The organism is Pantoea sp. MBD-2R (genome assembly GCF_039134845.1).
Lineage (GTDB): Bacteria > Pseudomonadota > Gammaproteobacteria > Enterobacterales > Enterobacteriaceae > Erwinia.
Window position 1 is genome coordinate 970,575 of the sequence record NZ_CP152417.1, and the last position, 24,180, is coordinate 994,754.

Consider the following 24,180-nt stretch of genomic DNA (forward strand, 5'->3'; position numbering starts at 1 on the left):
TAAGCCAGGCAAAAAATTGCTGGCGGCTAGTGTACCAGCGTGTTCAGAGTCTCAAAAGATGCCGGGACAGAAATTAACGATTGTCGATTGCCGTCACCAGCGTTCCGCTGGCATTCACGCACCAGCGCACGTTGAAATCCAGTAGCCAGGCAGCATATTCACGCTCGGGTTCTTCGCCTTTGCGGTAGGCCGGACGCGGATCCTGCGCAAGAACCTGAGTAATAAACCGGGCCAGATGCGGATACTGCTGTTGATGCTGCGCCATCTGCTGCTGTGCCAGCGGCGAAAAAGTGACCGGCATCAGCGCGTCGGGAGCCTGCTGAGCAAAGCCTGCTCGCGCATCCGGTATGGCTTCGGCAAAGGGCAGATAGGGTTTAATATCGATGACGGGCGTGCCATCAACCAGATCTAAACTCCCCAGCTCAAGTATAACGCCCCCTTTTTCAGTGCGGATGCCGGTCAGCTCAACCAGGGACATGCCGACAGGGTTCGGGCGGAAGGTCGACCGGGTTGCGAAAACACCCATGCGCGTGTTGCCGCCGAGTCGCGGGGGCCGCACGGTTGGACGCCAGCCGCCGTCCATCGTTTGATGAAAGACAAACATCAGCCATAAATGGCTGAACGCTTCCAGGCCCCGAACGGCTTCAGGTTGATTATAAGGAGGCTGAAGATGCAGTTCGCCGCCGCCATCCTGAATCAGGCCTGGCTGGCGTGGAACGGCAAACTTCTCCTTCCAGGGGGAACGGATAGTGCCGATTTGCTGGAAGGAAAAGGAACTCATTGGCCGGTCACTTTCAGCGCGGAACCCTGACAGACGGCCTGGCGATAACAGCCCTGCGAGTTACTGACAATTTCGCACTGATGCAGTAACACCGCGTTAGCCTTCATATTTGCGGCACGGATCTGCATTCTCTTGCGCGCAGTATTGATATTTGGCGGTGAACTTTGTCTGCTCACCTGGCAATCTTCGCCATACACTTCGCCAAGATCGCGGAAGGGTTTGCTTAGCAGATCGTTGGTATCAGTATAAAGTTTTACCGGAGCAGGGCGTGGTGCAGGCTTGGCTCGCACGGGTTCAGTTTGCGCAGCCGGCTTGAAAGGCTCAACGGGCTTATACGGTTTATGCAGCAACGAACACCCTGTCAGCGAAAGGGCTAACAAACAGAGCGGTACAACACGCATGGGGACGTCCTTATGATCGGTAAAAGTGGCGTTATTGAAGCAAGCCCGGGGATAAATAACAAGCGCTTAGAAATGAACAAAGCAGGCAAATGCCTGCTTTGTTGAGGAAGTTAGCAACGGTATCGGCCGATAAGGCGTTACCGCAGGTGGATTACCACCCCTTAACTGCACCGCCGTTGAAAATCTTGTTTGCGGCATTACTGACTTCATCGGACTGATACGCCTGAACGAATTTCTTCACGTTTTCAGCATCTTTGTTGTCTTCACGCGCCACAAGCATATTCACGTAAGGTGAATCTTTATCTTCCACAAAGATGCCATCTTTCGCTGGCGTCAGGTTGATCTGGCTCGCATAGGTGGTGTTGATCACCGCCAGCGCAATTTTTTCATCGTCCAGAGAACGTGGCAGCTGTGGTGCTTCCAGCTCAACCAGCTTGATGTTTTTCGGATTCTCTACCACATCCAGCGAGGTTGGCAGCAGACCAACGCCATCTTTCAGCTTGATCAGACCGACTTTTTGCAGCAGCAGCAGTGAGCGCCCCAGGTTGGTTGGGTCGTTTGGAATCGCGACCTGAGCACCGTTTTGTAACTCATCCAGTGATTTGATTTTCTTTGAGTAACCGGCAATCGGATAGACAAAGGTATTGCCTACGGAAACCAGCTTGTAACCGCGATCCTTGATCTGTTGATCCAGGTAAGGCTTGTGCTGGAAAGCGTTAACATCAATATCGCCCTTGCTTAACGCTTCGTTAGGCAGCACGTAATCGTTAAAGGTCACCAGCTCAACGTCCAGACCGTATTTGTCTTTAGCAACTTGCTTAGCCACTTCAGCAACCTGCTGCTCGGCACCGACAATGACGCCCACTTTAATATGGTTTGGATCCTTCGCTTTCTGATCGCAACCAACCAGCGCCAAAGTACCAATCAGCGCGCCCACAGCGGCAAACGTTTTAAAATTAAAAGACATATCCCTTCCTTAATCTGTTCGAACGAACGTTTATTTATGTGTGACTGCACGGACAATGCGGTCGCCAAAGAACTGAATCAAATAGACTAAAACGACTAACAGGACCAATACCGTATTCATTACCGTCGCGTTATAACCAATATAGCCATACTGAATACCAATCTGACCCAGACCGCCAGCACCGACTGCGCCGCCCATTGCTGAATAGCCGACCAGCGTGATGAGCGTAATCGTCGCTGCGTTAATCAGGCCTGGAAGCGCTTCAGGCAGCAGCACTTTCTTAACGATCTGCAAAGGCGTCGCGCCCATTGCTCGTGAAGCTTCAATCAATCCTGCGGGCAGTTCCAGCAGCGTGTTTTCTACCATACGGGCAATAAAGGGCGCGGCTCCAATGGTCAGCGGCACGATAGCGGCCTGCAAGCCAATTGACGTTCCTACAATCATGCGGGTGAATGGAATCATCCACACCAGTAAAATGATAAACGGAATGGCGCGGAAGATATTGACGACGGCCGATAAAAAGCGATACAGCGCACGGTTTTCAATGATCTGCCCCGGGCGGGTGACATATAAAAGGACGCCAAGGGGCAGGCCAATAACAAAACCGAAAAAGCCAGAGACGAACGTCATCACCAGCGTTTCCCATACGCCACGGCAGAGTAGAAGAATCATTGCCTCAGACATAACCTAACACCTCTACCTTTACATGATGCTCTTGCAGAAAACCGATTGCTGCTTGTGTATCCGCGTCTGCGCCGTGCATCTCAGTCAGCATAATGCCGAACTTCACGCCACCGGCATAATCCATCTGAGCGCTGATAATATTGTTATTCACGTCGAAACGACGGGCTGCTTCAGAGAGAAGCGGCGCGTCTACCGACTGCCCGGTAAATTCCAGCCTTAATAAAGGAACGCTATCCGCTTTGGCCACCGCTGACAAACGTTCAGCATAGTCATCGGGAATATCCAGATGCAGAGTGGACTGAATAAACTGCTGAGCCAGAGGGGTTTTAGGGTGGGAGAAGACTTCACTCACCGTATCCTTCTCTATTAACTGACCATTGCTGATTACCGCGACCTGATCGCAGATGCGTTTCACCACATCCATCTCATGGGTGATAAGCAGAATAGTAATGCCCAGGCGACGGTTGATATCTTTCAACAGCTCAAGGATAGCCCGGGTAGTCGCAGGATCGAGCGCGCTGGTGGCTTCATCACAAAGCAGCACTTTAGGGTTGGTTGCCAGCGCACGGGCGATAGCCACACGCTGTTTTTGACCGCCAGAAAGGTTGGCAGGCCAGGCGTCGTGCTTATCAGCCAGCCCAACCAGTTCCAACAGCTCGTTTACGCGCGTATTGATCTCAGAACGCGACAGCTTGCCCAGCTCAAGAGGCAGGGCGACGTTGCCCGCAACGGTACGGGAATTTAACAAGTTAAAATGTTGGAAAATCATGCCGATTTGGCGGCGAGCCTGAGTGAGCTGGCTCTCAGAAAGCGTGGTCAAATCCTGATTATCAACCAGCACGCTGCCGGAAGTCGGGCGCTCAAGAAGGTTAACGCAGCGGATAAGCGTACTTTTACCCGCACCCGATGAACCGATGACGCCATAAATTTGTCCGGCTGGCACATGCAGGCTGACGTCTGACAGCGCTGTAATAGTGCGAGTGCCCTGCTGGAACACTTTGGTGATGTTTGTAAGTTTTATCATTTTATTATCGTGATGGGGTTATCCGTGGCGTAAATTTTAGTGCATCCCGACCCGGGCCGGATGCGAGTGGATGGTAAGGCATCCAGACGTCTGAATCAATCAAAGACGTTCAATCTGCCATTCTCTCTCATGGCGCAATCATGCGATACTCTGAAGCAACATGAGTAGCAGGAGTTTCTACGTGACAGACAAAATCCCAGCAATATTTCTCGATCGTGATGGCACGATTAACGTTGATCATGGCTATGTGCATGAGAGCGACAACTTTCAGTTTATCGATGGTGTCATCGACGCAATGCGCGAACTGAAGAAGATGGGTTATGCATTAGTGATGGTCACCAACCAGTCCGGCATCGCTCGCGGTATCTTTACTGAGGATACCTTTATGCACCTTACCGAGTGGATGGACTGGTCGCTGGCCGATCGTGAGATCGATCTGGACGGCATCTATTACTGTCCGCATCATCCAGAAGCAATAGTAGAAGAGTATCGACAGGAGTGTGATTGCCGTAAGCCTCAGCCTGGCATGTTACTGTCGGCGCAGAAAGAACTGAACATCGATATGGCGGCTTCTTATATGGTAGGCGACAAAATTGATGACATGCTGGCAGGTAAAGCGGCTGGTGTAGGTATAAAGGTATTAGTACGTAGCGGTAAGCCGGTAACGGAAGAGGGTGAAAATGCAGCAGATTGGGTGATAGATAGCCTTGCTGACCTGCCTTCACGTATTAAACAGCGCTAAAAAGCAGCGTTGCGTGCATTTTTAAAGCGAACGAGAAGAAAAGTTCACTTTTGTGCAAATTAGGGGTTGTCAGCCGGCGAGAACTCCCTATAATGCGCAACCACTGAGACGGCACAACGGCTTACAGCCCGCCGGTTCAGGAGGTTCAGGAAGCTGAATCGCCGGAGAAAAACTTCCCAAAAAGAAGTTGACTCTGAAGGAGGAAAGCGTAATATACGCCACCTCGCGACAGGAAGCTAAGGCACTGTTCGCAACGCTCTTTAACAATTTATCAGACAATCTGTGTGGGCACTCGCAGGATTGATATCAGACACCTTCGGGTGTCAAAAAATATCAAGTCTTAAGAGTGAACACATAATGAAAATTCATTATGACGTTTTACACTTGAGCATCGCTGCACTCGTTGCAGCAAATCGAACTTTTAATTGAAGAGTTTGATCATGGCTCAGATTGAACGCTGGCGGCAGGCCTAACACATGCAAGTCGAACGGTAGCACAGAGAGCTTGCTCTTGGGTGACGAGTGGCGGACGGGTGAGTAATGTCTGGGGATCTGCCTGACAGAGGGGGATAACTACTGGAAACGGTAGCTAATACCGCATAACCTCGCAAGAGCAAAGAGGGGGACCTTCGGGCCTCTCGCTGTCAGATGAACCCAGATGGGATTAGCTAGTAGGTGGGGTAATGGCTCACCTAGGCGACGATCCCTAGCTGGTCTGAGAGGATGACCAGCCACACTGGAACTGAGACACGGTCCAGACTCCTACGGGAGGCAGCAGTGGGGAATATTGCACAATGGGCGCAAGCCTGATGCAGCCATGCCGCGTGTATGAAGAAGGCCTTCGGGTTGTAAAGTACTTTCAGCGGGGAGGAAGGTGTTGAGGTTAATAACCTCAGCAATTGACGTTACCCGCAGAAGAAGCACCGGCTAACTCCGTGCCAGCAGCCGCGGTAATACGGAGGGTGCAAGCGTTAATCGGAATTACTGGGCGTAAAGCGCACGCAGGCGGTCTGTCAAGTCAGATGTGAAATCCCCGGGCTTAACCTGGGAACTGCATTTGAAACTGGCAGGCTAGAGTCTTGTAGAGGGGGGTAGAATTCCAGGTGTAGCGGTGAAATGCGTAGAGATCTGGAGGAATACCGGTGGCGAAGGCGGCCCCCTGGACAAAGACTGACGCTCAGGTGCGAAAGCGTGGGGAGCAAACAGGATTAGATACCCTGGTAGTCCACGCCGTAAACGATGTCGACTTGGAGGTTGTTCCCTTGAGGAGTGGCTTCCGGAGCTAACGCGTTAAGTCGACCGCCTGGGGAGTACGGCCGCAAGGTTAAAACTCAAATGAATTGACGGGGGCCCGCACAAGCGGTGGAGCATGTGGTTTAATTCGATGCAACGCGAAGAACCTTACCTACTCTTGACATCCACGGAATTTGGCAGAGATGCCTTAGTGCCTTCGGGAACCGTGAGACAGGTGCTGCATGGCTGTCGTCAGCTCGTGTTGTGAAATGTTGGGTTAAGTCCCGCAACGAGCGCAACCCTTATCCTTTGTTGCCAGCACGTAATGGTGGGAACTCAAAGGAGACTGCCGGTGATAAACCGGAGGAAGGTGGGGATGACGTCAAGTCATCATGGCCCTTACGAGTAGGGCTACACACGTGCTACAATGGCGCATACAAAGAGAAGCGACCTCGCGAGAGCAAGCGGACCTCATAAAGTGCGTCGTAGTCCGGATCGGAGTCTGCAACTCGACTCCGTGAAGTCGGAATCGCTAGTAATCGTGGATCAGAATGCCACGGTGAATACGTTCCCGGGCCTTGTACACACCGCCCGTCACACCATGGGAGTGGGTTGCAAAAGAAGTAGGTAGCTTAACCTTCGGGAGGGCGCTTACCACTTTGTGATTCATGACTGGGGTGAAGTCGTAACAAGGTAACCGTAGGGGAACCTGCGGTTGGATCACCTCCTTACCTGAAGATACCTTCCCGCGCAGTGCTCACACAGATTGTCTGATAGAAAAGTAACGAGCAGAAAAAACCTCTACAGGCTTGTAGCTCAGGTGGTTAGAGCGCACCCCTGATAAGGGTGAGGTCGGTGGTTCAAGTCCACTCAGGCCTACCAAATTTCATCTCATGCTGCGTTATGTGTTCGGTCGTTTATAAGCATAAACTTCCCTCTCACATGCCTTGCCTGAGAAGAAATTAACATGTTCACGAAAGTGGAAATGTGACTCCTGGTGAGTGGTAGTAGATGGTCTCTGCAGTAACTGTATGGGGCTATAGCTCAGCTGGGAGAGCGCCTGCCTTGCACGCAGGAGGTCAGCGGTTCGATCCCGCTTAGCTCCACCATGCAGTTTACTGAACTATCTCAAAACTGATTTTACCGCAGGGTGAGTCACGTTTGAGATATTTGCTCTTTAACAATCCGGAACAAGCTGAAAATTGAAACGACACGTCGTGTTTATCCTCCGTAATAAGGATAAACGAAACGATGTGTTCGAGTCTCTCAAATGCTTACAACAGCAATGTGTCTTTCGGGACGCTTGTGGGTTGTGAGGTTAAGTGACTAAGCGTACACGGTGGATGCCCTGGCAGTCAGAGGCGATGAAGGGCGTGCTAATCTGCGATAAGCGTCGGTAAGGTGATATGAACCGCAACAACCGACGATACCCGAATGGGGAAACCCGGTGCACTACGGTGCATCATCGCAACATGAATACATAGTGTTGCGAGGCGAACCTGGGGAACTGAAACATCTAAGTACCCAGAGGAAAAGAAATCAACCGAGATTCCCCCAGTAGCGGCGAGCGAACGGGGAACAGCCCAGAACCTGAATCAGTTTGTGCATTAGTGGAAGCGTCTGGAAAGTCGCAGGGTACAGGGTGATACTCCCGTACACAAAAATGCACTTACTGTGAGTTCGATGAGTAGGGCGGGACACGTGATATCCTGTCTGAATATGGGGGGACCATCCTCCAAGGCTAAATACTCCTGACTGACCGATAGTGAACCAGTACCGTGAGGGAAAGGCGAAAAGAACCCCGGCGAGGGGAGTGAAACAGAACCTGAAACCGTGTACGTACAAGCAGTGGGAGCCTTGATTTATCAGGGTGACTGCGTACCTTTTGTATAATGGGTCAGCGACTTATATTCTGTAGCAAGGTTAACCGTATAGGGGAGCCGCAGGGAAACCGAGTCTTAACTGGGCGTTAAGTTGCAGGGTATAGACCCGAAACCCGGTGATCTAGCCATGGGCAGGTTGAAGGTTGGGTAACACTAACTGGAGGACCGAACCGACTAATGTTGAAAAATTAGCGGATGACTTGTGGCTGGGGGTGAAAGGCCAATCAAACCGGGAGATAGCTGGTTCTCCCCGAAAGCTATTTAGGTAGCGCCTCGTGAACTCATCTTCGGGGGTAGAGCACTGTTTCGGCTAGGGGGCCATCCCGGCTTACCAACCCGATGCAAACTGCGAATACCGAAGAATGTTATCACGGGAGACACACGGCGGGTGCTAACGTCCGTCGTGAAGAGGGAAACAACCCAGACCGCCAGCTAAGGTCCCAAAGTCATGGTTAAGTGGGAAACGATGTGGGAAGGCACAGACAGCCAGGATGTTGGCTTAGAAGCAGCCATCATTTAAAGAAAGCGTAATAGCTCACTGGTCGAGTCGGCCTGCGCGGAAGATGTAACGGGGCTAAACCATGCACCGAAGCTGCGGCAGCGACACTTAGGTGTTGTTGGGTAGGGGAGCGTTCTGTAAGCCGTCGAAGGTGGACTGTGAGGTCTGCTGGAGGTATCAGAAGTGCGAATGCTGACATAAGTAACGATAAAGCGGGTGAAAAGCCCGCTCGCCGGAAGACCAAGGGTTCCTGTCCAACGTTAATCGGGGCAGGGTGAGTCGACCCCTAAGGCGAGGCCGAAAGGCGTAGTCGATGGGAAACAGGTTAATATTCCTGTACTCGGTGTTACTGCGAAGGGGGGACGGAGAAGGCTATGTTGGCCGGGCGACGGTTGTCCCGGTTTAAGCGTGTAGGCTTGAGTTCCAGGCAAATCCGGAACTCTTTAAGGCTGAGGCGTGATGACGAGGCACTACGGTGCTGAAGTAACAAATGCCCTGCTTCCAGGAAAAGCCTCTAAGCATCAGGTAACACAGAATCGTACCCCAAACCGACACAGGTGGTCAGGTAGAGAATACCAAGGCGCTTGAGAGAACTCGGGTGAAGGAACTAGGCAAAATGGTGCCGTAACTTCGGGAGAAGGCACGCTGGCGCGTAGGTGAAGGGACTTGCTCCCGGAGCTGAAGCCAGTCGAAGATACCAGCTGGCTGCAACTGTTTATTAAAAACACAGCACTGTGCAAACACGAAAGTGGACGTATACGGTGTGACGCCTGCCCGGTGCCGGAAGGTTAATTGATGGGGTTATCCGCAAGGAGAAGCTCTTGATCGAAGCCCCGGTAAACGGCGGCCGTAACTATAACGGTCCTAAGGTAGCGAAATTCCTTGTCGGGTAAGTTCCGACCTGCACGAATGGCGTAATGATGGCCAGGCTGTCTCCACCCGAGACTCAGTGAAATTGAACTCGCTGTGAAGATGCAGTGTACCCGCGGCAAGACGGAAAGACCCCGTGAACCTTTACTACAGCTTGACACTGAACATTGAGCCTTGATGTGTAGGATAGGTGGGAGGCTTTGAAGCGTGGACGCCAGTCTGCGTGGAGCCAACCTTGAAATACCACCCTTTAACGTTTGATGTTCTAACCTGGCGCCGTGATCCGGCGTGGGGACAGTGTCTGGTGGGTAGTTTGACTGGGGCGGTCTCCTCCCAAAGAGTAACGGAGGAGCACGAAGGTCAGCTAATCACGGTCGGACATCGTGAGGTTAGTGCAATGGCATAAGCTGGCTTGACTGCGAGAGTGACGGCTCGAGCAGGTGCGAAAGCAGGTCATAGTGATCCGGTGGTTCTGAATGGAAGGGCCATCGCTCAACGGATAAAAGGTACTCCGGGGATAACAGGCTGATACCGCCCAAGAGTTCATATCGACGGCGGTGTTTGGCACCTCGATGTCGGCTCATCACATCCTGGGGCTGAAGTAGGTCCCAAGGGTACGGCTGTTCGCCGTTTAAAGTGGTACGCGAGCTGGGTTTAGAACGTCGTGAGACAGTTCGGTCCCTATCTGCCGTGGGCGCTGGAGAATTGAGAGGGGTTGCTCCTAGTACGAGAGGACCGGAGTGAACGCACCACTGGTGTTCGGGTTGTCATGCCAATGGCACTGCCCGGTAGCTAAGTGCGGAAAAGATAAGCGCTGAAAGCATCTAAGCGCGAAACTTGCCTCGAGATGAGTTCTCCCTGTGGCTTTAAGCCACCTGAAGGGACGTTGAAGACTACGACGTTGATAGGCCGGGTGTGTAAGCGCAGCGATGCGTTGAGCTAACCGGTACTAATGACCCGTGAGGCTTAACCTTACAACGCCAGAAGCGTTCTGGTAGCGTTGAGAGACGCAAAGATTTTCAGCTTGTTAACCGGATAAAGATTTATCTGTTCTGCGGACCCAGGTCCGTGGGATTTTGCTTTGTGGCAAGGCGGCAAGTGCCGTGAAGGAAAGAGCATACTGAAGTATGTGACTGACTTTACAAGCGCAGGCAACGCGGCCACGGAGCGAAAGACACAGGACAGAGCACAGAATTTGCCTGGCGGCTTTAGCGCGGTGGTCCCACCTGACCCCATGCCGAACTCAGAAGTGAAACGCCGTAGCGCCGATGGTAGTGTGGGGTCTCCCCATGCGAGAGTAGGGAACTGCCAGGCATCAAATTAAGCATTAAGCGTGTGTTTTCCGCTTACTGTAAGTAATAAGCGTGCTGATATGGCTCAGTTGGTAGAGCGCACCCTTGGTAAGGGTGAGGTCCCCAGTTCGACTCTGGGTATCAGCACCAGTAATATGGCATGAGTTCGGAAAAGAATTTGCCTGGCGGCTTTAGCGCGGTGGTCCCACCTGACCCCATGCCGAACTCAGAAGTGAAACGCCGTAGCGCCGATGGTAGTGTGGGGTCTCCCCATGCGAGAGTAGGGAACTGCCAGGCATCAATTAAGTAGCAGTAAACGTGAGTTAACCGTTTGCGCTCAGACCTCTCCCTTGACACGGAAAGGGCGAAACACCTGATATCAGAAGCAACATTCTGAGTTCAGTACAGAATCGGTGGAGCGGTAGTTCAGTTGGTTAGAATACCTGCCTGTCACGCAGGGGGTCGCGGGTTCGAGCCCCGTCCGTTCCGCCACTTTACATAAGGCCCTGAGTCATCTGACTCAGGGCTTTTTTGTTTATAGCCCAACGGCGCCCTGGGCACTATGCAAGACTTCGTGTTTCATGCAGGCTTCAATGATCAACAGCGAGCTGAATTGCAATAAAGCGATGCCCTAAAGGAACAGGGCAGGTCAGGGCTCTGGTTTACTTTCCCTGGCCGATTGCTTTCCCTTGTGACTGCCCTGCAAGCCATTCTCCGATAAAATCGATAAACGAGCGGATACGCGTGCTAACCGCACGGTCGCTGTAATAAACCGCGTTGAAAGGCATCTCAACCGGCAACAGTTTATCCGCCATCAGCTCAACAAGCTTCCCTTCAGCAAGGTCTTTATCGATCATAAAATCGGACAGGCAGGCAATGCCATTACCCGTCAGACAAAGCTGCCTGATTGTTTCACCACTATTTGACGTGCACTCGGGAGTAATGTCGTACAGCTGACCGTCTGCTTTTGCAACGGGCCAGCGATTCAGACTAAGTGGTTCAACAAATCCCAGGCAAGGATGATGAGTAAGATCTTCTACGCGTTCAGGGACGCCATACTCACTAAGATATGCCGGGCTGGCGACAATTTTTCTGCGGCTGATGAAAAGCGGGCGGGCACGTAAGCTTGAATCGGATAAATTTCCAGCTCGAATAGCAATATCTACTTTTCGCTCAATTAAATTGATAAAGGTCTCTGACGAAACCAGTGAAAGCGTTACTTCAGGAAAGCGTTTACGAAAGGGTTTAATCATTGGCATTAGCAAATGCAGAACAACAGGCGTTGCCGCATCGATTCGCAGCGAGCCTTGTGGCATATTTTTGCTCTCTATCAGCTCATTTTCGGCCGCCGCCATTTCCTGCAGGATCGACTGTACCCGACGAAAGTAAGCTTCGCCTTCTTGTGTCAGCTTAATTTGTCGGGTCGTTCGGGTTAGTAGTTCAACCCCAAGCTTATTTTCAAGCTTTTTAACAGCCCGACTAACCGCAGAATTAGCCATGCTCAGCCGTTCTGCTGCTCTGCTAAAGCTTCCACCTTCAACAACGGCTACAAAAATTGCCAGTTCTTCTGAATGGGCTTTCATTATTGCTCCCTGGACAAAATTGTATTGTCACTGTGGCTCTTTTTGTTATTTAAGCATGCGCCGATCTTCAGCGCCAGCTATGTCGTATTAACATAAATCTTTACTTAGCTTCTGACAGTTATTAGCAGGCTCTGATTGAAACCCGACGCTAAAGTCCCTATAACTGAAGGAAGCTATACACATTTTCAGCTAATAAGGTCAGGCGATAACGTGCGGAAAAAGACTTATGCCATGAGATATGTTGCAGGGCAGCCAGCGGAACGGATTTTTCCGCCTGGTGCGATGCTGCATGTCGGGAAAGCATTACCGCCAGGCGCGCCACTCACGGCTGAATCTTCATTGCGCGTGCTGGTCTGGAATATTTTCAAGCAGCAACGTGCAGAATGGCTGTCCGTTTTGCAGAATTTTGGCAAAGATGCGCATTTGGTACTGCTCCAGGAAGCGCAAACAACGCCTGAACTGGTGAAGTTTGCGACGACTAACTATCTGGCTGCCGATCAGGTTCCTGCCTTCGTATTGCCGCAGCATCCTTCAGGCGTAATGACGCTGGCGTCAGCTCATCCGGTCTACTGCTACCCCTTAAGGGAGCGGGAACCCCTGCTGCGTCTTGCCAAGTCAGCGTTGGTAACGGCTTATCCGCTCCCAGATAACCAGATGCTGATGGTGGTGAATATCCATGCCGTTAATTTCAGCCTGGGCATTGACGTCTACAGTAAACAGCTGGGGCCGATCGGTGAACAAATCATTCATCATCGTGGGCCGGTTATTATGGCCGGTGATTTTAATGCCTGGAGCCGCCAGCGCATCAATGCTTTATACACTTTTGCGCAGGATATGGGACTCACAGAGGTGAGTTTTACTGACGATCACCGCCGTAAGGCTTTTGGTCGCCCGCTGGACTTTGTATTCTATCGCGGTATGAAGGTTGCGGAAGCTTCTGTGCTGGTTACCCGAGCCTCCGACCATAATCCGTTGCTGGTCGAGTTTCAGCCCGCGCCCCCACGCTAGTTATCTTTCACCAGCGCAACTGCCCTGACAGGAGAAGCTGACGCGCCTTTAATGCGCAGGGGCAGGGCAATGAAAGTGAATTCAGCAGGAAGGCGGTAAAGATTGGCCAGGCTTTCAATAATCATCCCGCCGGCGCCCAAAACAGCCTGGTGAGCGGCATAATTTTCACTGGTAAAAGCATCCAAAGACATTGAGTCGGTGCCAAACACCGTCACGCCCTTTCGCAGTAAATACGCAGCGCCTTCACCAGACAAGCCCGCCCAGTTTTCCATAAACTCTGCATGATGTGGACGACGCTGCCATTTACGATCGTATCCGGTACGAATCAGTACAATATCGTGCGCAACAATCTCACCATGGCATGACTCCCATTCTTCCAGCTGTGCCTGGCTTATTTCGCTGTTTGCGGGCAGATGCGACATATCCATGCAGCGTCCGCGCCCCATCAGCTGGCGTACATCGGTTTGGTCGATGCTTTTACCCTGTTCAATGAAATGCACAGGCGCATCAATGTGCGTACCACAGTGGTCGCCAAGGCTAAGCTGGCAATTGTAGTTACCATCACCCGTACTAAAATCTTCGGCTTTGCTCATAAAAAAACGCCCGTCACCAGGCCAGACTGGCATCTGTTCTTCATACAGGTGATTCAGCTCGATTAGACGATGCTGGCTTAACAGATTGACAAGATCGTTATTCATAAGCTTTTTATCATTCATCGGAGAAGAGAAGCAGTAAAGCATAACGGGTCGTTGTCAGGAAAGGAAAAACCGGGGTGCCTGACTGGGAGAAGAGGAAAAGGAGACGAAACGAACGTTGAACAGAAAATAAAGCAGATATAAAAAACCAGCCCGTTAAGCATCTCAAACAAAGAGCGCTTAACTGCGGCTGGTTTTAAAGTACAACAGGCTAGCTGTCGGGCGTAACACGATTAGTGACAAACAGGGTCAGCTTATCGCCTGGCTGTATATTTGCCAGACCGCCGTTGTTCCAGCGCTGGACGTCCTTCATGTTCACGCCATGACGTTTTGCGATGCTGGCCAGAGAATCACCTTTACGAACCTGATAGGTGATGCTGTTGCCATTATCGGCCAGTTTGGTAGCGCTATCGCTGCCGCCCAGGCTTAACGTCTGTCCCGGTTTGATATTTGCACCACGCAGGTTATTTGCACGCTGCAGCTCTTTCACCGAAACGTTCAGGCGTTTTGCGATCCCTGAAAGCGTATCGCCGTTACGTACCTTGTAAGCACTGGTCGTAGTACTGGCCAGCGCCGTTGGCTGTACTGCGGCTATATCACCAGTGGCCAGCGAGTTACGCAGTTTTGCTACGTTCGACTTGGGCACCATAATGTAGTGCGGGCCGTTTGGTGCCGTCTTGCCGCGTTTGTAGCCAGTATTAAAGCTTTTTAGCTTACTTAGCGACATGCCAGCCATTTCGGCCGCCTGCGTCAGTTCAATTTGCTGACCGACCTCCACGCGCGCCAGAGCACGGGTTTCATTCGGTGCTGGCAGTCGGATACCGTAACGCTTGTTGTTTTTGAGCAGTTCGCTCAGCGCCAACATTTTCGGCACGTAGACTGTCGTTTCACGTGGCAGCGACAGCGACCAGAAATCCGTTGCTTTTCCACGGGCTTTATTGGCCTTGATCGCTTTCAGCACGCGTCCTTCACCGCTGTTATAGGCGGCAACGGTCAGTAACCAGTCTCCGCCAAACATGCCGTTCAGGCGCTGCATCATATCCAGCGCAACTTTCGTTGAGGCGACAATATCACGGCGCCCGTCATACCACTGGTTCTGTTTCAAACCATAATTACGCCCCGTTTGCGGCACTATCTGCCAGATGCCAGCGGCATTTGCAGTAGAAGTGGCATGGGGGTCAAAAGCGCTCTCCACTATGGGTAATAGTACCAGTTCCATCGGCATCTTACGTTTCTTAATCTGCTCGACTATCCAGTACATATACGGCTCTGCCCGTAACGTTACATCGTGGAGATAGCTCTTGTTTCTTAAATACTTTTGTTTTTGTTCGCGTATCCGGGTATTTTCCGGAACCTTCATCTTCAACTCGTCGCTAATGAAATTCCACAGATCCTGATCCTGCGTCAGGCTGGTCCCATCATCCTGCCATCTTGGCGATAATAACCGTTCTGTTTCACTTTGACCTGCTGAAGACAAACTCTGTGCATGCTGCTCAGGAAGGTTGGCATCATGCTTCGATGCCTGGCACCCAACCAGCAAGACCGAGGCGAGTAATATCGCTTTAGCCTTCATGTGTGTGTCATTGCTCGCTTAAAAGACGAGCAACTATACGTGCTCGCTCCTTTCAACACAACCCGAAAAATTAAAAACGGTCTTTCTTCTCGCGTAGAGTTGCGAATACGTGCCACTCTTGTTGCGGAGCTGTTTCCATGCCAATTACTTTCAGTAAATCAACGTCTTGAGTTCTTAGAAAAACATTTATTTGTCGCTCTAAATCCAGTTTTACGGGCAGTGAAACGCCATTATTTGCCCGTAACTCCTTAATTTCTTGGTAATACCGGGCAATGTTAACATCATCCGGGAAAAGGGTGTGTGCAAACTTCATGTTGGATAACGTATATTCATGCGCACAGCAGACCAGCGTATCGCCGGGTAGTTGATTAAGTTTTTGAAAAGAATTAAACATTTGTTCCGCAGTGCCTTCGAACAATCTACCGCAGCCGCCCGAAAACATCGTGTCGCCACAAAAAAGATAAGGGTAACTAAAGTATGAGATATGTCCTAAAGTGTGACCGGGCGTGCAAAAAACACTAAATTCGAGACCCAAAATAGCGACCTTATCGCCTTCGCTCACAATGTGCGTGGCACCTTTATCTTGTGTCTCAGCGGGCCCCCATACCACTATGTCTGGGTATTTTTCGACCAGTTCTTTTACGCCGCCAACATGATCATGATGGTGATGAGTCAGAAGAATAGCGACCGGCTGCCACTGATTTTTTGCCAGAGTTGCCAGTACCGGAGCCGCTTCGCCCGGATCAACAATCAGGCACTGTCCCCGATCGTCATTTAGGGTCCAGATGTAGTTATCCTGAAATGCCGGAATGCTGGTAAGATTCATCATCGCCTCTTTTAATGGCCGAAATGGAAAGAAGATGGTAAAGCATGAAGCCCGCTAAAACACGCCATATTCGTCAGGTGCCGCACTCATGGTCCCAGATCCCCTGGGGAGAATTTTACCGTGAGGCGCTCATCAAGCATCTCCAGCCCTGCCTCGCCAGGATGTACGGTTTTCATTTACTGAAGCTGGGGCAGCTAAGTGCAGAGATCGACACCGAGAGCTGTGCGATATCGCATCAGGTGAACGTAGGGCTGAACGGCGACAACCTGCAGGTGATTGCCGAGCCGGGTAGCCTGCCGTTTGAATCCAAGTCTGTCGATGCCTGTCTGCTGGCGCATTGTCTGGCATGGAGTAGCGATCCGCATCGTATCCTGCGTGAGGTCGATCGCGTCTTAATTGACGATGGCTGGATCATTATCAGCGGCTTTAATCCTTTCAGTGTCTTAGGCGTTGGCAAGCTGATCCCGGGCCTCCATCGCAAGGTACCGTGGAACAGCCGGATGTTTACCCAAATGAGGCTGATGGACTGGCTTAATCTGCTGAATTACGAAGTGGTACAGCGGACGCGCTTTCAGGTGCTGCCATGGAATCGGCAGGGTGGGAAGATGATCAGCACCCATTTTCCGGCGTTAGGCTGCTTGAGCATTATCGTGGCGCGTAAAAGAACCTTCCCGTTGATTATGAATCCGGCTAAAAAAGCCGCGGCGAAGAGAAGGCTCAGTCCGGCAGTCGGCGCGACCAGCCAGTACCGTACGCGCCAGCGTCATCAGGATTCTGACTGATAGCCCACATCTTCAAAAGCGGGACTGCCAGCGGCCGCACGCGCCAGCTCATCACAGCGTTCGTTTTCAACGTGTCCGGCGTGGCCTTTGACCCATTCCCATTTGATCTGATGATGGCTCAGGGCCGTATCCAGTCGTTTCCATAAATCGACATTTTTTACCGGCTTTTTATCGGCCGTTTTCCAGCCGCGCTTCTTCCAGTTATGGATCCAGCTGGTAATGCCCTGGCGGACATACTGACTGTCGGTACTCAGCACCACTTCACACTGCTGAGTTAAGGCTTCCAGCGCAACAATCGCCGCCATCAGTTCCATACGATTGTTGGTCGTTAAATAGTAGCCGGCGCTAAAAGTTTTTTCGTGCTGGCCATAGCGTAAAATGGCACCGTAGCCCCCCGGGCCAGGGTTGCCGAGACAAGAACCGTCGGTGAAAATTTCTACCTGCTTAGGCATCTCTGGTAGACTCCCTGCTGAAAAACGCCAAGTCTGACATAAACAGGTCCTATGAGCACAGTAAATACAACGCGTCAGATCGTACTCGATACTGAAACCACCGGCATGAACATGATCGGGGTACATTACGAAGGGCACCGCATTATCGAAATTGGTGCTGTGGAGGTGGTGAACCGCCGTCTGACCGGTAACAATTACCATGTTTATCTGAAGCCCGATCGGCTGGTGGATCCCGAGGCGTTCGGCGTACACGGTATTGCCGATGAATTCCTGGCGGACAAGCCAACTTTTGCCGATGTGGCGGATGACTTCCTGGCCTACATTGATGGCGCGGAGCTGGTGATCCATAACGCTTCGTTTGATATCGGCTTTATGGATTATGAATTTGGCATGCTGGGCCGTAATATTCCGAAGACCGAAACCTTCTGCAAGATTACCGACAGCCTGGCGATGGCGCGTAAGCTGTTTCCCGGCAAGCGCAACAGCCTGGATGCACTCTGTTCACGTTACGAAATAGATAACAGCAAGCGAACGCTGCACGGCGCACTGCTGGACTCCGAAATTCTGGCGGAAGTTTTCCTGACCATGACCGGCGGCCAGACATCGCTGAAATTTTCAATGGAAGGCGATCGGCAGGAGCAGAGCAATGATGACGCTATATATCGTATAACCCGTCCGGCATCGGGCCTGCGTATTGTTACTGCCACGGCAGATGAAGTCAGCAAACATGAAGAGCGGCTCGACTTGGTGATGAAGAAGGGCGGCAGTTGTTTATGGCGGGCATAAAACGCCAGAAATGAACAAGAAAAATACCGTAAGTTGAAAAAACAGGCAGTCGATTAGAAAGCGGCAGAAAAAGCATTGACGGCTTGCATGCGTCACCGTAATATTCGCCTCGTTCCCGACGGGGAACAAAGCGCGGAGCGGTAGTTCAGTTGGTTAGAATACCTGCCTGTCACGCAGGGGGTCGCGGGTTCGAGCCCCGTCCGTTCCGCCAAGTATCCAGAAAGCCTGATTCAGAAATGAATCAGGCTTTCGTCGTTTCAGCAGGATAAAAATTCACCCTCTGAAGCCGCATATGCCTCAAGTCCTTTTGCTTTTAAATTCCCATCCTGCCAAAAGCCTTTAACCAGTCCTGCTCAAATTTTTCGACCGCCGCCGTGACGGCCGGGGTAGTGATGAGCTGTTCTGCTACATCAACGGGCAGCGTGACGGACTGACAACCCGCCAGTAAGCAACCGAGTACCTGACGAGGCGTTTTAAAGCTGGCAGCCAGCACCTTTGCGTCAGGCGCATGAAGGGTAAGAAGCTGCTGCAAATCCCTCACGGTCTGGATCCCGTCTCCTCCCTGAGCATCCACGCGGTTAACGTAGGGCGCAACATACTCTGCGCCAGCCAGTGCTGAAAGCAGCCCCTGCGTGGCACCATAAATGGCCGTCCCCAGTGTTGGAATACGTTCCTTTCTCAATAGCTTCATGGCCGCCAAACCTTCGCCGGTGGCGGGTATTTTGACGGTCAAATCGGGAATAATCTTCCGCAGCGTTATCGCGTCTTCCACCATGTCTTCCGCGCGGGGAGCCATGACCTGAGCAAACAGTTTTCCCTGGTCGCCCAGCGCTTCCCGCAGTGCCGGCAATATCTCTTCTGGCGGCATTTTACCACCGGCAAGAATGCTCGGATTGGTGGTCACGCCATGGAGCGGAAAAAGTCGGGCGAGGCGTTTAACCGCCGCAACATCAGCGGTATCCAGATAGAGTTCCATCATTATTCCTCAAAAATGTGATGTTCAGCCGATTGCGTCCAGTCTACTTCTCCCGTGACTTCAAATATTGACCGATGTCAATATGTCTTTCTTTCGAAAGTTATTTAATTTCATCCGAAACCTTTGGGGGCGTCTGATGATTTTTAATATCCAGCGTTATTCGACTCATGATGGGCCAGGCATCCGTACCCTGGTATTCTTAAAAGGCTGTTCGCTACGCTGCCGCTGGTGCCAAAACCCGGAAAGCCGCTCGCGACATCAGGAATTACTGTTTGATGCGCGGCTTTGTCTTGCGGGATGTGACCTGTGCCAGCGGATTGCACCGCAGCGTATTCGCCGAACCGATGATAACCTGCTTATTTTCCGTGAAAAAATCCAGCCAGAGCAGCTTAAGCCACTGGCAGAGTGCTGTCCGACACAGGCGCTGAGCCTGTGTGGCGAGGAGAAAACGGTCGAAGAGATCATGGCCATTGTCAGACGCGACAAGCCCTTTTATCAGCGTAGCGGTGGCGGTATCACGCTCTCCGGCGGCGAACCTTTTATGCACCCAGGCCTGAGCGAACAGCTGTTGAGAGCCTGTTATGAGGAAGGGATTTCTACCGCGGTGGAAACCTGTCTGCACGTTCCCTGGCACTATATCGAACCCGCTTTGCCTTACACCGATCTCTTTCTCGCTGACCTGAAACATGTCGATAAGGTGGCATTCAGGCAATGGACCGGAGGCTCAGCGAAGCGGGTGCTGAATAACCTGCGCAAGCTTGCCGCATCCGGCAAAAAGATGGTGATCCGCGTGCCGCTGATTCAGGGATTTAACGCAGATGAGCCAGCCATTAAAGCCATCGTCGATTTCGCAGCGGAGGGACTTCAGGTCAGCGAAATCCATTTTCTTCCCTATCACACGCTGGGGATGAGCAAGTACGCCTTGCTCGATCTGCCCTATCTCGCCCCGGATAAGCCTTTCGACTGCCCGGAACGCCTCCTTTTCGCCAAAGATTACGCTCGGCAAAAAGGGCTGGTCGCCACTCTTAGAGGATAACATCATGACCGTACTTCATCTCAATGCCCTGAACGAACGCATTCGCACCCATAAGGCTGCGCTGGTGCATATCGTTAAGCCACCCGTTTGTACCGAACGCGCCAGACACTACACGCAAATTTATCAGCAAAATATGGACAAACCGGTGCCGGTACGGCGCGCAATGGCGCTGTCATATCATCTGGCTAACAGAACGATTTGGATTAAGCATGATGAACTGATCGTCGGCAATCAGGCCAGTGAAGTCCGCGCAGCGCCGATCTTTCCCGAATACACTGTTTCATGGATTGAAAAAGAAATTGATGAGCTGGCGGATCGTCCCGGCGCGGGCTTCTCGGTCAGTGAAGAAAACAAACGCGTTCTTCATGAAATCTGCCCGTGGTGGCGTGGTCAGACGGTGCAGGACCGTTGCTACGGTCTGTTTACCGACGAGCAAAAGGCGCTGCTGGCAACCGGCATTATCAAAGCTGAAGGGAATATGACCTCAGGCGACGCGCATCTGGCCGTCAACTTCCCACTGCTGCTGGAAAAAGGGCTGGCAGGGCTGCGGGACACCGTGGCCGAACGGCGTGCCCGTATCGATCTAACCCGGCTGGATGATCTGCACGGCGATCAATTTCTGAAAGCGATTGAGATCGTTTTACTGGCCGTAAGCGACCATATTCGTCGCTATGCCGTACTGGCGCGCAACATGGCCGTAAAAGAAACCCGCGCCGCACGGCAGGTCGAGCTGCTGCAAATCGCCGAAAACTGCGAGCTGATTGCCGACCAGCCGCCGAAAACCTTCTGGCAGGCGCTGCAATTATGCTATTTCATCCAGCTGCTGTTGCAGATCGAATCCAACGGGCATTCGGTCTCTTTTGGCCGGATGGATCAGTATCTCTATCCCTGGTACCGCCGCGATGCGGAGCTGGAGCAAAAACTCGATCGCGAGCAGGCCATTGAACTGCTGCACAGCTGCTGGCTGAAGCTGCTGGAAGTGAATAAAATCCGCTCCGGCTCCCACTCTAAAGCCTCTGCGGGCAGCCCGCTGTACCAGAACGTGACCATCGGCGGGCAAAATCTGCTGAACGGTAAAGCTGTCGATGCCGTAAACCCTCTTTCTTATCTGATTCTGGAATCCTGTGGTCGCCTGCGTTCCACGCAGCCTAACCTTAGCGTGCGTTACCATGCCGGGATGAGCGATGACTTTTTGGATGCTTGCGTACAGGTCATTCGCTGTGGTTTTGGCATGCCTGCCTTTAATAATGACGAAGTGGTGATCCCGGCATTTATTGCGCTGGGCGTGGAGCCGGAAGACGCTTATCAGTATGCCGCGATTGGCTGTATCGAAACCGCGGTAGGCGGCAAGTGGGGCTATCGCTGCACCGGCATGAGCTTTATTAACTTTGCCAGAGTAATGCTGGCCGCGCTTGAGGGGGGCCGCGATGCCACCAGCGGTCAGGTTTTTCTTCCGCAGCCCGAAGCGCTCTCTGCCGGTAACTTCCACGACGTGAATCAGGTAATGGCGGCCTGGGATCGGCAGATTCGTTATTACACGCGCAAATCGATTGAGATCGAATATGTGGTGGATACGGTGCTGGAAGAAAATGCGCACGACATTCTCTGCTCGGCGCTGGTGGACGACTGCATTATGCGGGCAAAAAGCATCAAGCAGGGCGGTGCGAAATATGACTGGGTTTCCGGACTACAGGTTGGCATTGCTAATCTGGGAAACAGTCTGGCTGCGGTCAAGAAACTGATCTTTGAACAGGGGATGATTGGTCAGAAAGCGCTGGCCGATGCTCTTGCGACAGATTTTGCCGGGCTGACTGGCGAACAGCTGCGCCAGCGTCTGATCAATAACGCGCCCAAATACGGTAACGATTGTGATGAGGTCGATAACCTGCTGGTACGAGCTTATCAAACCTATATTGATGAGCTTGGGCAGTATGTAAATCCGCGTTTTGGACGCGGCCCCATCGGCGGACGCTACTACGCCGGCACGTCTTCTATCTCAGCCAATGTGCCTTTTGGTGCGCAGACCATGGCGACGCCGGATGGCCGTAAAGCGCATACGCCACTGGCGGAAGGTGCCAGCCCCGCTTCCGGCACTGACCATCTGGGGCCAACGGCAGTGATTAACTCCGTTGGGAAATTACCGACCGGCTCAATTCTGGGTGGCGTGCTGCTGAATCAAAAACTGAATCCCACAACGCTTGATAACATCCACGATCGTGAAAAGCTGATGTTCCTGCTGCGCACCTTTTTTGAAGCGCATAAAGGCTGGCATATTCAGTACAACATCGTCTCGCGAGAAACATTACTGGAAGCAAAGAAATACCCGGACCAGCACCGTGATTTAGTGGTGCGGGTAGCAGGCTACTCGGCCTTCTTCACGGCACTTTCCCCCGATGCGCAGGACGATATTATCGCCAGGACGGAGCATACGTTATAGCGACCAGAGCCTGGTGCCCCAGGCATCAGGCTTTCCGGATGCGAAATTACCTTTTTTCCACCATCACTTTCCCACCGTAACCTTGAGGGACGCTCACGCGATCTTCCCGCGCAATCCAGCGGTAGCAGCCTGCCGAAAGCGCCACGCCAATAAACCAGCTGAAGTTTGCGACCGCATGCAGAGAAGGCGTAAAGCTAATCGCCAGGCCAATCAGTACCGACGGTACCAGCGCACCGATGGCTTTTGGATTAAAGCCGCCGCGATACCAGTACTGCCCTTTTGGCGTATCGTTAAACAGATCGTTGACGGAAATCTGGCCGCGCTTAATCAGATAAAAATCACACAGCAAAATACCAAACAGCGGGCCAATAAAGGCGCCCAGCACGTCCAGCGTATAGTGGATCAGCTCCGGCGACTGGAAGAGGTTCCATGGCGTCAGTAAAACCGAGCCTACGGCGGCGATCATTCCGCCGGTGCGGAAACTGATTTTTTGCGGTGAGCAGTTGGAAAAGTCGAAGGCTGGCGAAACAAAATTGGCGACAATATTGATGCCGATGGTCGCGGTGATCATGGTCAGCAGGCCAATCGCCACGGCTAAATCGCTGCCGACGCGGCTCACCGTTTCGACAGGATCGGTGATCATGTGGCCAAACAGCGACTGCGTACCCGAAACGATCACCACGGTAACCACAGAAAACAGCAAGAAGTTAAAGGGCAATCCCCAGCGGTTGCCGCGACGGATCTCATTCATATTTTTGCCATAGCGCGAGAAATCGCCAAAGTTGAGCAGCGGCCCCGAAAAGTAGGAGACGACCAGCGCCGTGGCGGTGATCATTTCCCATGCCTGCTGTCCGCCGCTCAGCTGTTTGCTTGCCAGCGTCAGAGAAATCCCGTTAAAACCGGTTTTGTATACAATCCAAACCGCCAGCGCCACCATCACCACATATACTGCCGGGCCCGCCACATCGATAAAGCGTTTAATCGCATTCATCCCATGCCAGAACACCAGCGCCTGAGCAAACCACATTACGCCGAAACATATCCAGCCCAGCTGCGACAGGCCCAGCCATGAAGCGTGCGTCAGCGGCGTCAGTGCAGGCCAGAATTTCAGTGAAACCAGCATAAGCGCGTTTGCCGCCAGATAGGTCTGGATGCCGTACCAGGCAAAAGCGATCAAGCCGCGGATCACCGCCGGAATATTGGCACCGAACACGCCAAAAGCCTGACGGCAGATAACGGCATAGGGAACGCCCGCCATTTGACTGGGTTTGGCAACAAGGTTTGCGCAAATCTGCACAATACAGATGCCGACCAGCAGACATAACAGCACCTGCCAGCTGGCAAGGCCAAGGGTGAAGAAGCTGGCTGCCACCACATAGCCGCCCATGCTGTGCACATCTGACATCCAGAAAGAGAAAATGTTGTACCAGCTCCAGTTCTGATCGCGCGTGGGTGCGAGGTCGTCATTGCACAGCCGCGGGCTGTAGTGGGCATGGGCTGAATCCGCCGTCGCCTGGGAAATTTTTTGACTATTTGGCATGAAACCTGCTCCTCAAATATTTCGTTAAGTGCAAACCTGCTGTGGGAGGTATTGCAGGATTCAGGCCAGAAATTGAAATCGTGTATACAAGCTTGACAAATATTGTGTACG

At 52.2% G+C, this 24,180-nt stretch carries 18 protein-coding genes, 5 tRNA genes and 4 rRNA genes; 15 read left to right on the forward strand and 12 right to left on the reverse strand.

The annotated features are described in order from the left end of the window. Positions 1-73: 73 nt before the first annotated feature. The 5 genes from tsaA to metN form a co-directional block, all read right to left on the reverse strand. Complete coding sequence (gene tsaA / locus AAGQ96_RS04370; RefSeq protein ID WP_342754943.1) at positions 74-781, reverse strand: tRNA (N6-threonylcarbamoyladenosine(37)-N6)-methyltransferase TrmO; 708 nt, start codon at positions 779-781, stop codon at positions 74-76. Continuing rightward, positions 778-1,182 carry an Rcs stress response system protein RcsF gene (rcsF, locus tag AAGQ96_RS04375; RefSeq protein ID WP_342754944.1) on the reverse strand — a complete coding sequence of 135 codons (405 nt, stop codon included), beginning with the start codon at positions 1,180-1,182 and terminating at the stop codon, positions 778-780. Before rcsF ends, tsaA begins: the two co-directional genes overlap by 4 nt. Positions 1,183-1,333: 151 nt before the next feature. Continuing rightward, a complete protein-coding gene (locus AAGQ96_RS04380) occupies positions 1,334-2,149 on the reverse strand; it encodes a MetQ/NlpA family lipoprotein (RefSeq protein WP_147195450.1) in 816 nt (271 codons plus the stop codon). 30 nt (positions 2,150-2,179) lie between these two features. Next, positions 2,180-2,833: a methionine ABC transporter permease MetI gene (locus tag AAGQ96_RS04385; RefSeq protein WP_342754945.1), complete on the reverse strand. Its 654-nt coding sequence runs from the start codon at positions 2,831-2,833 to the stop codon at positions 2,180-2,182. Then, positions 2,826-3,857 (reverse strand): methionine ABC transporter ATP-binding protein MetN, encoded by a 1,032-nt coding sequence (gene metN, locus AAGQ96_RS04390; RefSeq protein ID WP_342754946.1) that lies wholly within the window; start codon positions 3,855-3,857, stop codon positions 2,826-2,828. Before metN ends, AAGQ96_RS04385 begins: the two co-directional genes overlap by 8 nt. 181 nt (positions 3,858-4,038) lie before the next feature. Between metN and gmhB the strand changes: the two genes are divergently transcribed. From gmhB to AAGQ96_RS04435, 9 genes are all read left to right on the forward strand, one after another. Next, positions 4,039-4,599: a D-glycero-beta-D-manno-heptose 1,7-bisphosphate 7-phosphatase gene (gmhB, locus tag AAGQ96_RS04395; RefSeq protein ID WP_147195457.1), complete on the forward strand. Its 561-nt coding sequence runs from the start codon at positions 4,039-4,041 to the stop codon at positions 4,597-4,599. Positions 4,600-5,021: 422 nt separating this feature from the next. Further along, a 16S ribosomal RNA gene (locus AAGQ96_RS04400) occupies positions 5,022-6,562 on the forward strand. Between the two features lie 74 nt (positions 6,563-6,636). Continuing rightward, a tRNA-Ile gene (locus AAGQ96_RS04405) sits at positions 6,637-6,713 on the forward strand. A gap of 151 nt (positions 6,714-6,864) precedes the next feature. Next, positions 6,865-6,940, forward strand: a tRNA-Ala gene (locus tag AAGQ96_RS04410). Between the two features lie 207 nt (positions 6,941-7,147). Further along, a 23S ribosomal RNA gene (locus tag AAGQ96_RS04415) occupies positions 7,148-10,057 on the forward strand. A 224-nt stretch (positions 10,058-10,281) separates the two neighbouring features. Next, positions 10,282-10,397 (forward strand): 5S ribosomal RNA (rrf, locus tag AAGQ96_RS04420). 52 nt (positions 10,398-10,449) lie between these two features. Then, positions 10,450-10,525 (forward strand) — tRNA-Thr (locus AAGQ96_RS04425). Positions 10,526-10,556: 31 nt separating this feature from the next. Further along, positions 10,557-10,672, forward strand: a 5S ribosomal RNA gene (gene rrf / locus AAGQ96_RS04430). The 16S, 23S and 5S rRNA genes sit together here with 4 tRNA genes alongside, the layout of an rRNA operon. A gap of 118 nt (positions 10,673-10,790) precedes the next feature. Further along, positions 10,791-10,867, forward strand: a tRNA-Asp gene (locus tag AAGQ96_RS04435). A gap of 170 nt (positions 10,868-11,037) precedes the next feature. Here the strand turns inward: AAGQ96_RS04435 and yafC are convergent. Then, positions 11,038-11,958, reverse strand: a complete 921-nt coding sequence (yafC, locus tag AAGQ96_RS04440) for a DNA-binding transcriptional regulator YafC (RefSeq protein WP_147195459.1) — start codon at positions 11,956-11,958, stop codon at positions 11,038-11,040. A gap of 210 nt (positions 11,959-12,168) precedes the next feature. Here yafC and AAGQ96_RS04445 point away from each other — a divergent pair, with 210 nt between their 5' ends. Beyond that, entirely contained in the window at positions 12,169-12,966 is a 798-nt protein-coding gene (locus AAGQ96_RS04445; RefSeq protein ID WP_147195462.1) for an endonuclease/exonuclease/phosphatase family protein, read from the forward strand. Here the strand turns inward: AAGQ96_RS04445 and AAGQ96_RS04450 are convergent. The 3 genes from AAGQ96_RS04450 to gloB form a co-directional block, all read right to left on the reverse strand. Next, positions 12,963-13,664, reverse strand: coding sequence for a cyclase family protein (locus AAGQ96_RS04450; RefSeq protein ID WP_342754947.1), 702 nt, complete (start codon positions 13,662-13,664; stop codon positions 12,963-12,965). The genes AAGQ96_RS04445 and AAGQ96_RS04450 overlap by 4 nt on opposite strands. 208 nt (positions 13,665-13,872) lie before the next feature. Continuing rightward, positions 13,873-15,234: a murein transglycosylase D gene (gene mltD / locus AAGQ96_RS04455; protein WP_342754948.1), complete on the reverse strand. Its 1,362-nt coding sequence runs from the start codon at positions 15,232-15,234 to the stop codon at positions 13,873-13,875. 70 nt (positions 15,235-15,304) lie between these two features. Continuing rightward, positions 15,305-16,060 (reverse strand): hydroxyacylglutathione hydrolase, encoded by a 756-nt coding sequence (gene gloB / locus AAGQ96_RS04460; RefSeq protein ID WP_342755519.1) that lies wholly within the window; start codon positions 16,058-16,060, stop codon positions 15,305-15,307. A gap of 44 nt (positions 16,061-16,104) precedes the next feature. Here gloB and AAGQ96_RS04465 point away from each other — a divergent pair, with 44 nt between their 5' ends. Continuing rightward, complete coding sequence (locus tag AAGQ96_RS04465) at positions 16,105-16,842, forward strand: class I SAM-dependent methyltransferase (protein WP_342754949.1); 738 nt, start codon at positions 16,105-16,107, stop codon at positions 16,840-16,842. Here AAGQ96_RS04465 and rnhA read toward each other — a convergent pair. Beyond that, positions 16,827-17,294: a ribonuclease HI gene (rnhA, locus tag AAGQ96_RS04470; protein ID WP_147195470.1), complete on the reverse strand. Its 468-nt coding sequence runs from the start codon at positions 17,292-17,294 to the stop codon at positions 16,827-16,829. The genes AAGQ96_RS04465 and rnhA overlap by 16 nt on opposite strands. Positions 17,295-17,345: 51 nt before the next feature. Between rnhA and dnaQ the strand changes: the two genes are divergently transcribed. Further along, positions 17,346-18,080 carry a DNA polymerase III subunit epsilon gene (dnaQ, locus tag AAGQ96_RS04475; protein ID WP_147195472.1) on the forward strand — a complete coding sequence of 245 codons (735 nt, stop codon included), beginning with the start codon at positions 17,346-17,348 and terminating at the stop codon, positions 18,078-18,080. Positions 18,081-18,214: 134 nt separating this feature from the next. Beyond that, a tRNA-Asp gene (locus AAGQ96_RS04480) sits at positions 18,215-18,291 on the forward strand. Between the two features lie 102 nt (positions 18,292-18,393). Here AAGQ96_RS04480 and fsa read toward each other — a convergent pair. After that, on the reverse strand, positions 18,394-19,056 hold the full coding sequence (fsa, locus tag AAGQ96_RS04485) for a fructose-6-phosphate aldolase (protein WP_342755520.1): 663 nt from the start codon (positions 19,054-19,056) through the stop codon (positions 18,394-18,396). A gap of 136 nt (positions 19,057-19,192) precedes the next feature. On the opposite strand from fsa, the gene AAGQ96_RS04490 reads away from it, so the two are divergent. Both AAGQ96_RS04490 and AAGQ96_RS04495 read left to right on the forward strand, forming a co-directional pair. After that, positions 19,193-20,092, forward strand: a complete 900-nt coding sequence (locus tag AAGQ96_RS04490; protein ID WP_342754950.1) for a glycyl-radical enzyme activating protein — start codon at positions 19,193-19,195, stop codon at positions 20,090-20,092. 4 nt (positions 20,093-20,096) lie between these two features. Then, entirely contained in the window at positions 20,097-22,529 is a 2,433-nt protein-coding gene (locus AAGQ96_RS04495; protein ID WP_342754951.1) for a formate C-acetyltransferase/glycerol dehydratase family glycyl radical enzyme, read from the forward strand. Between the two features lie 46 nt (positions 22,530-22,575). On the opposite strand, the gene AAGQ96_RS04500 is transcribed toward AAGQ96_RS04495, so the two are convergent. Further along, on the reverse strand, positions 22,576-24,069 hold the full coding sequence (locus tag AAGQ96_RS04500) for an NCS1 family nucleobase:cation symporter-1 (RefSeq protein ID WP_342754952.1): 1,494 nt from the start codon (positions 24,067-24,069) through the stop codon (positions 22,576-22,578). Positions 24,070-24,180: the final 111 nt, after the last annotated feature.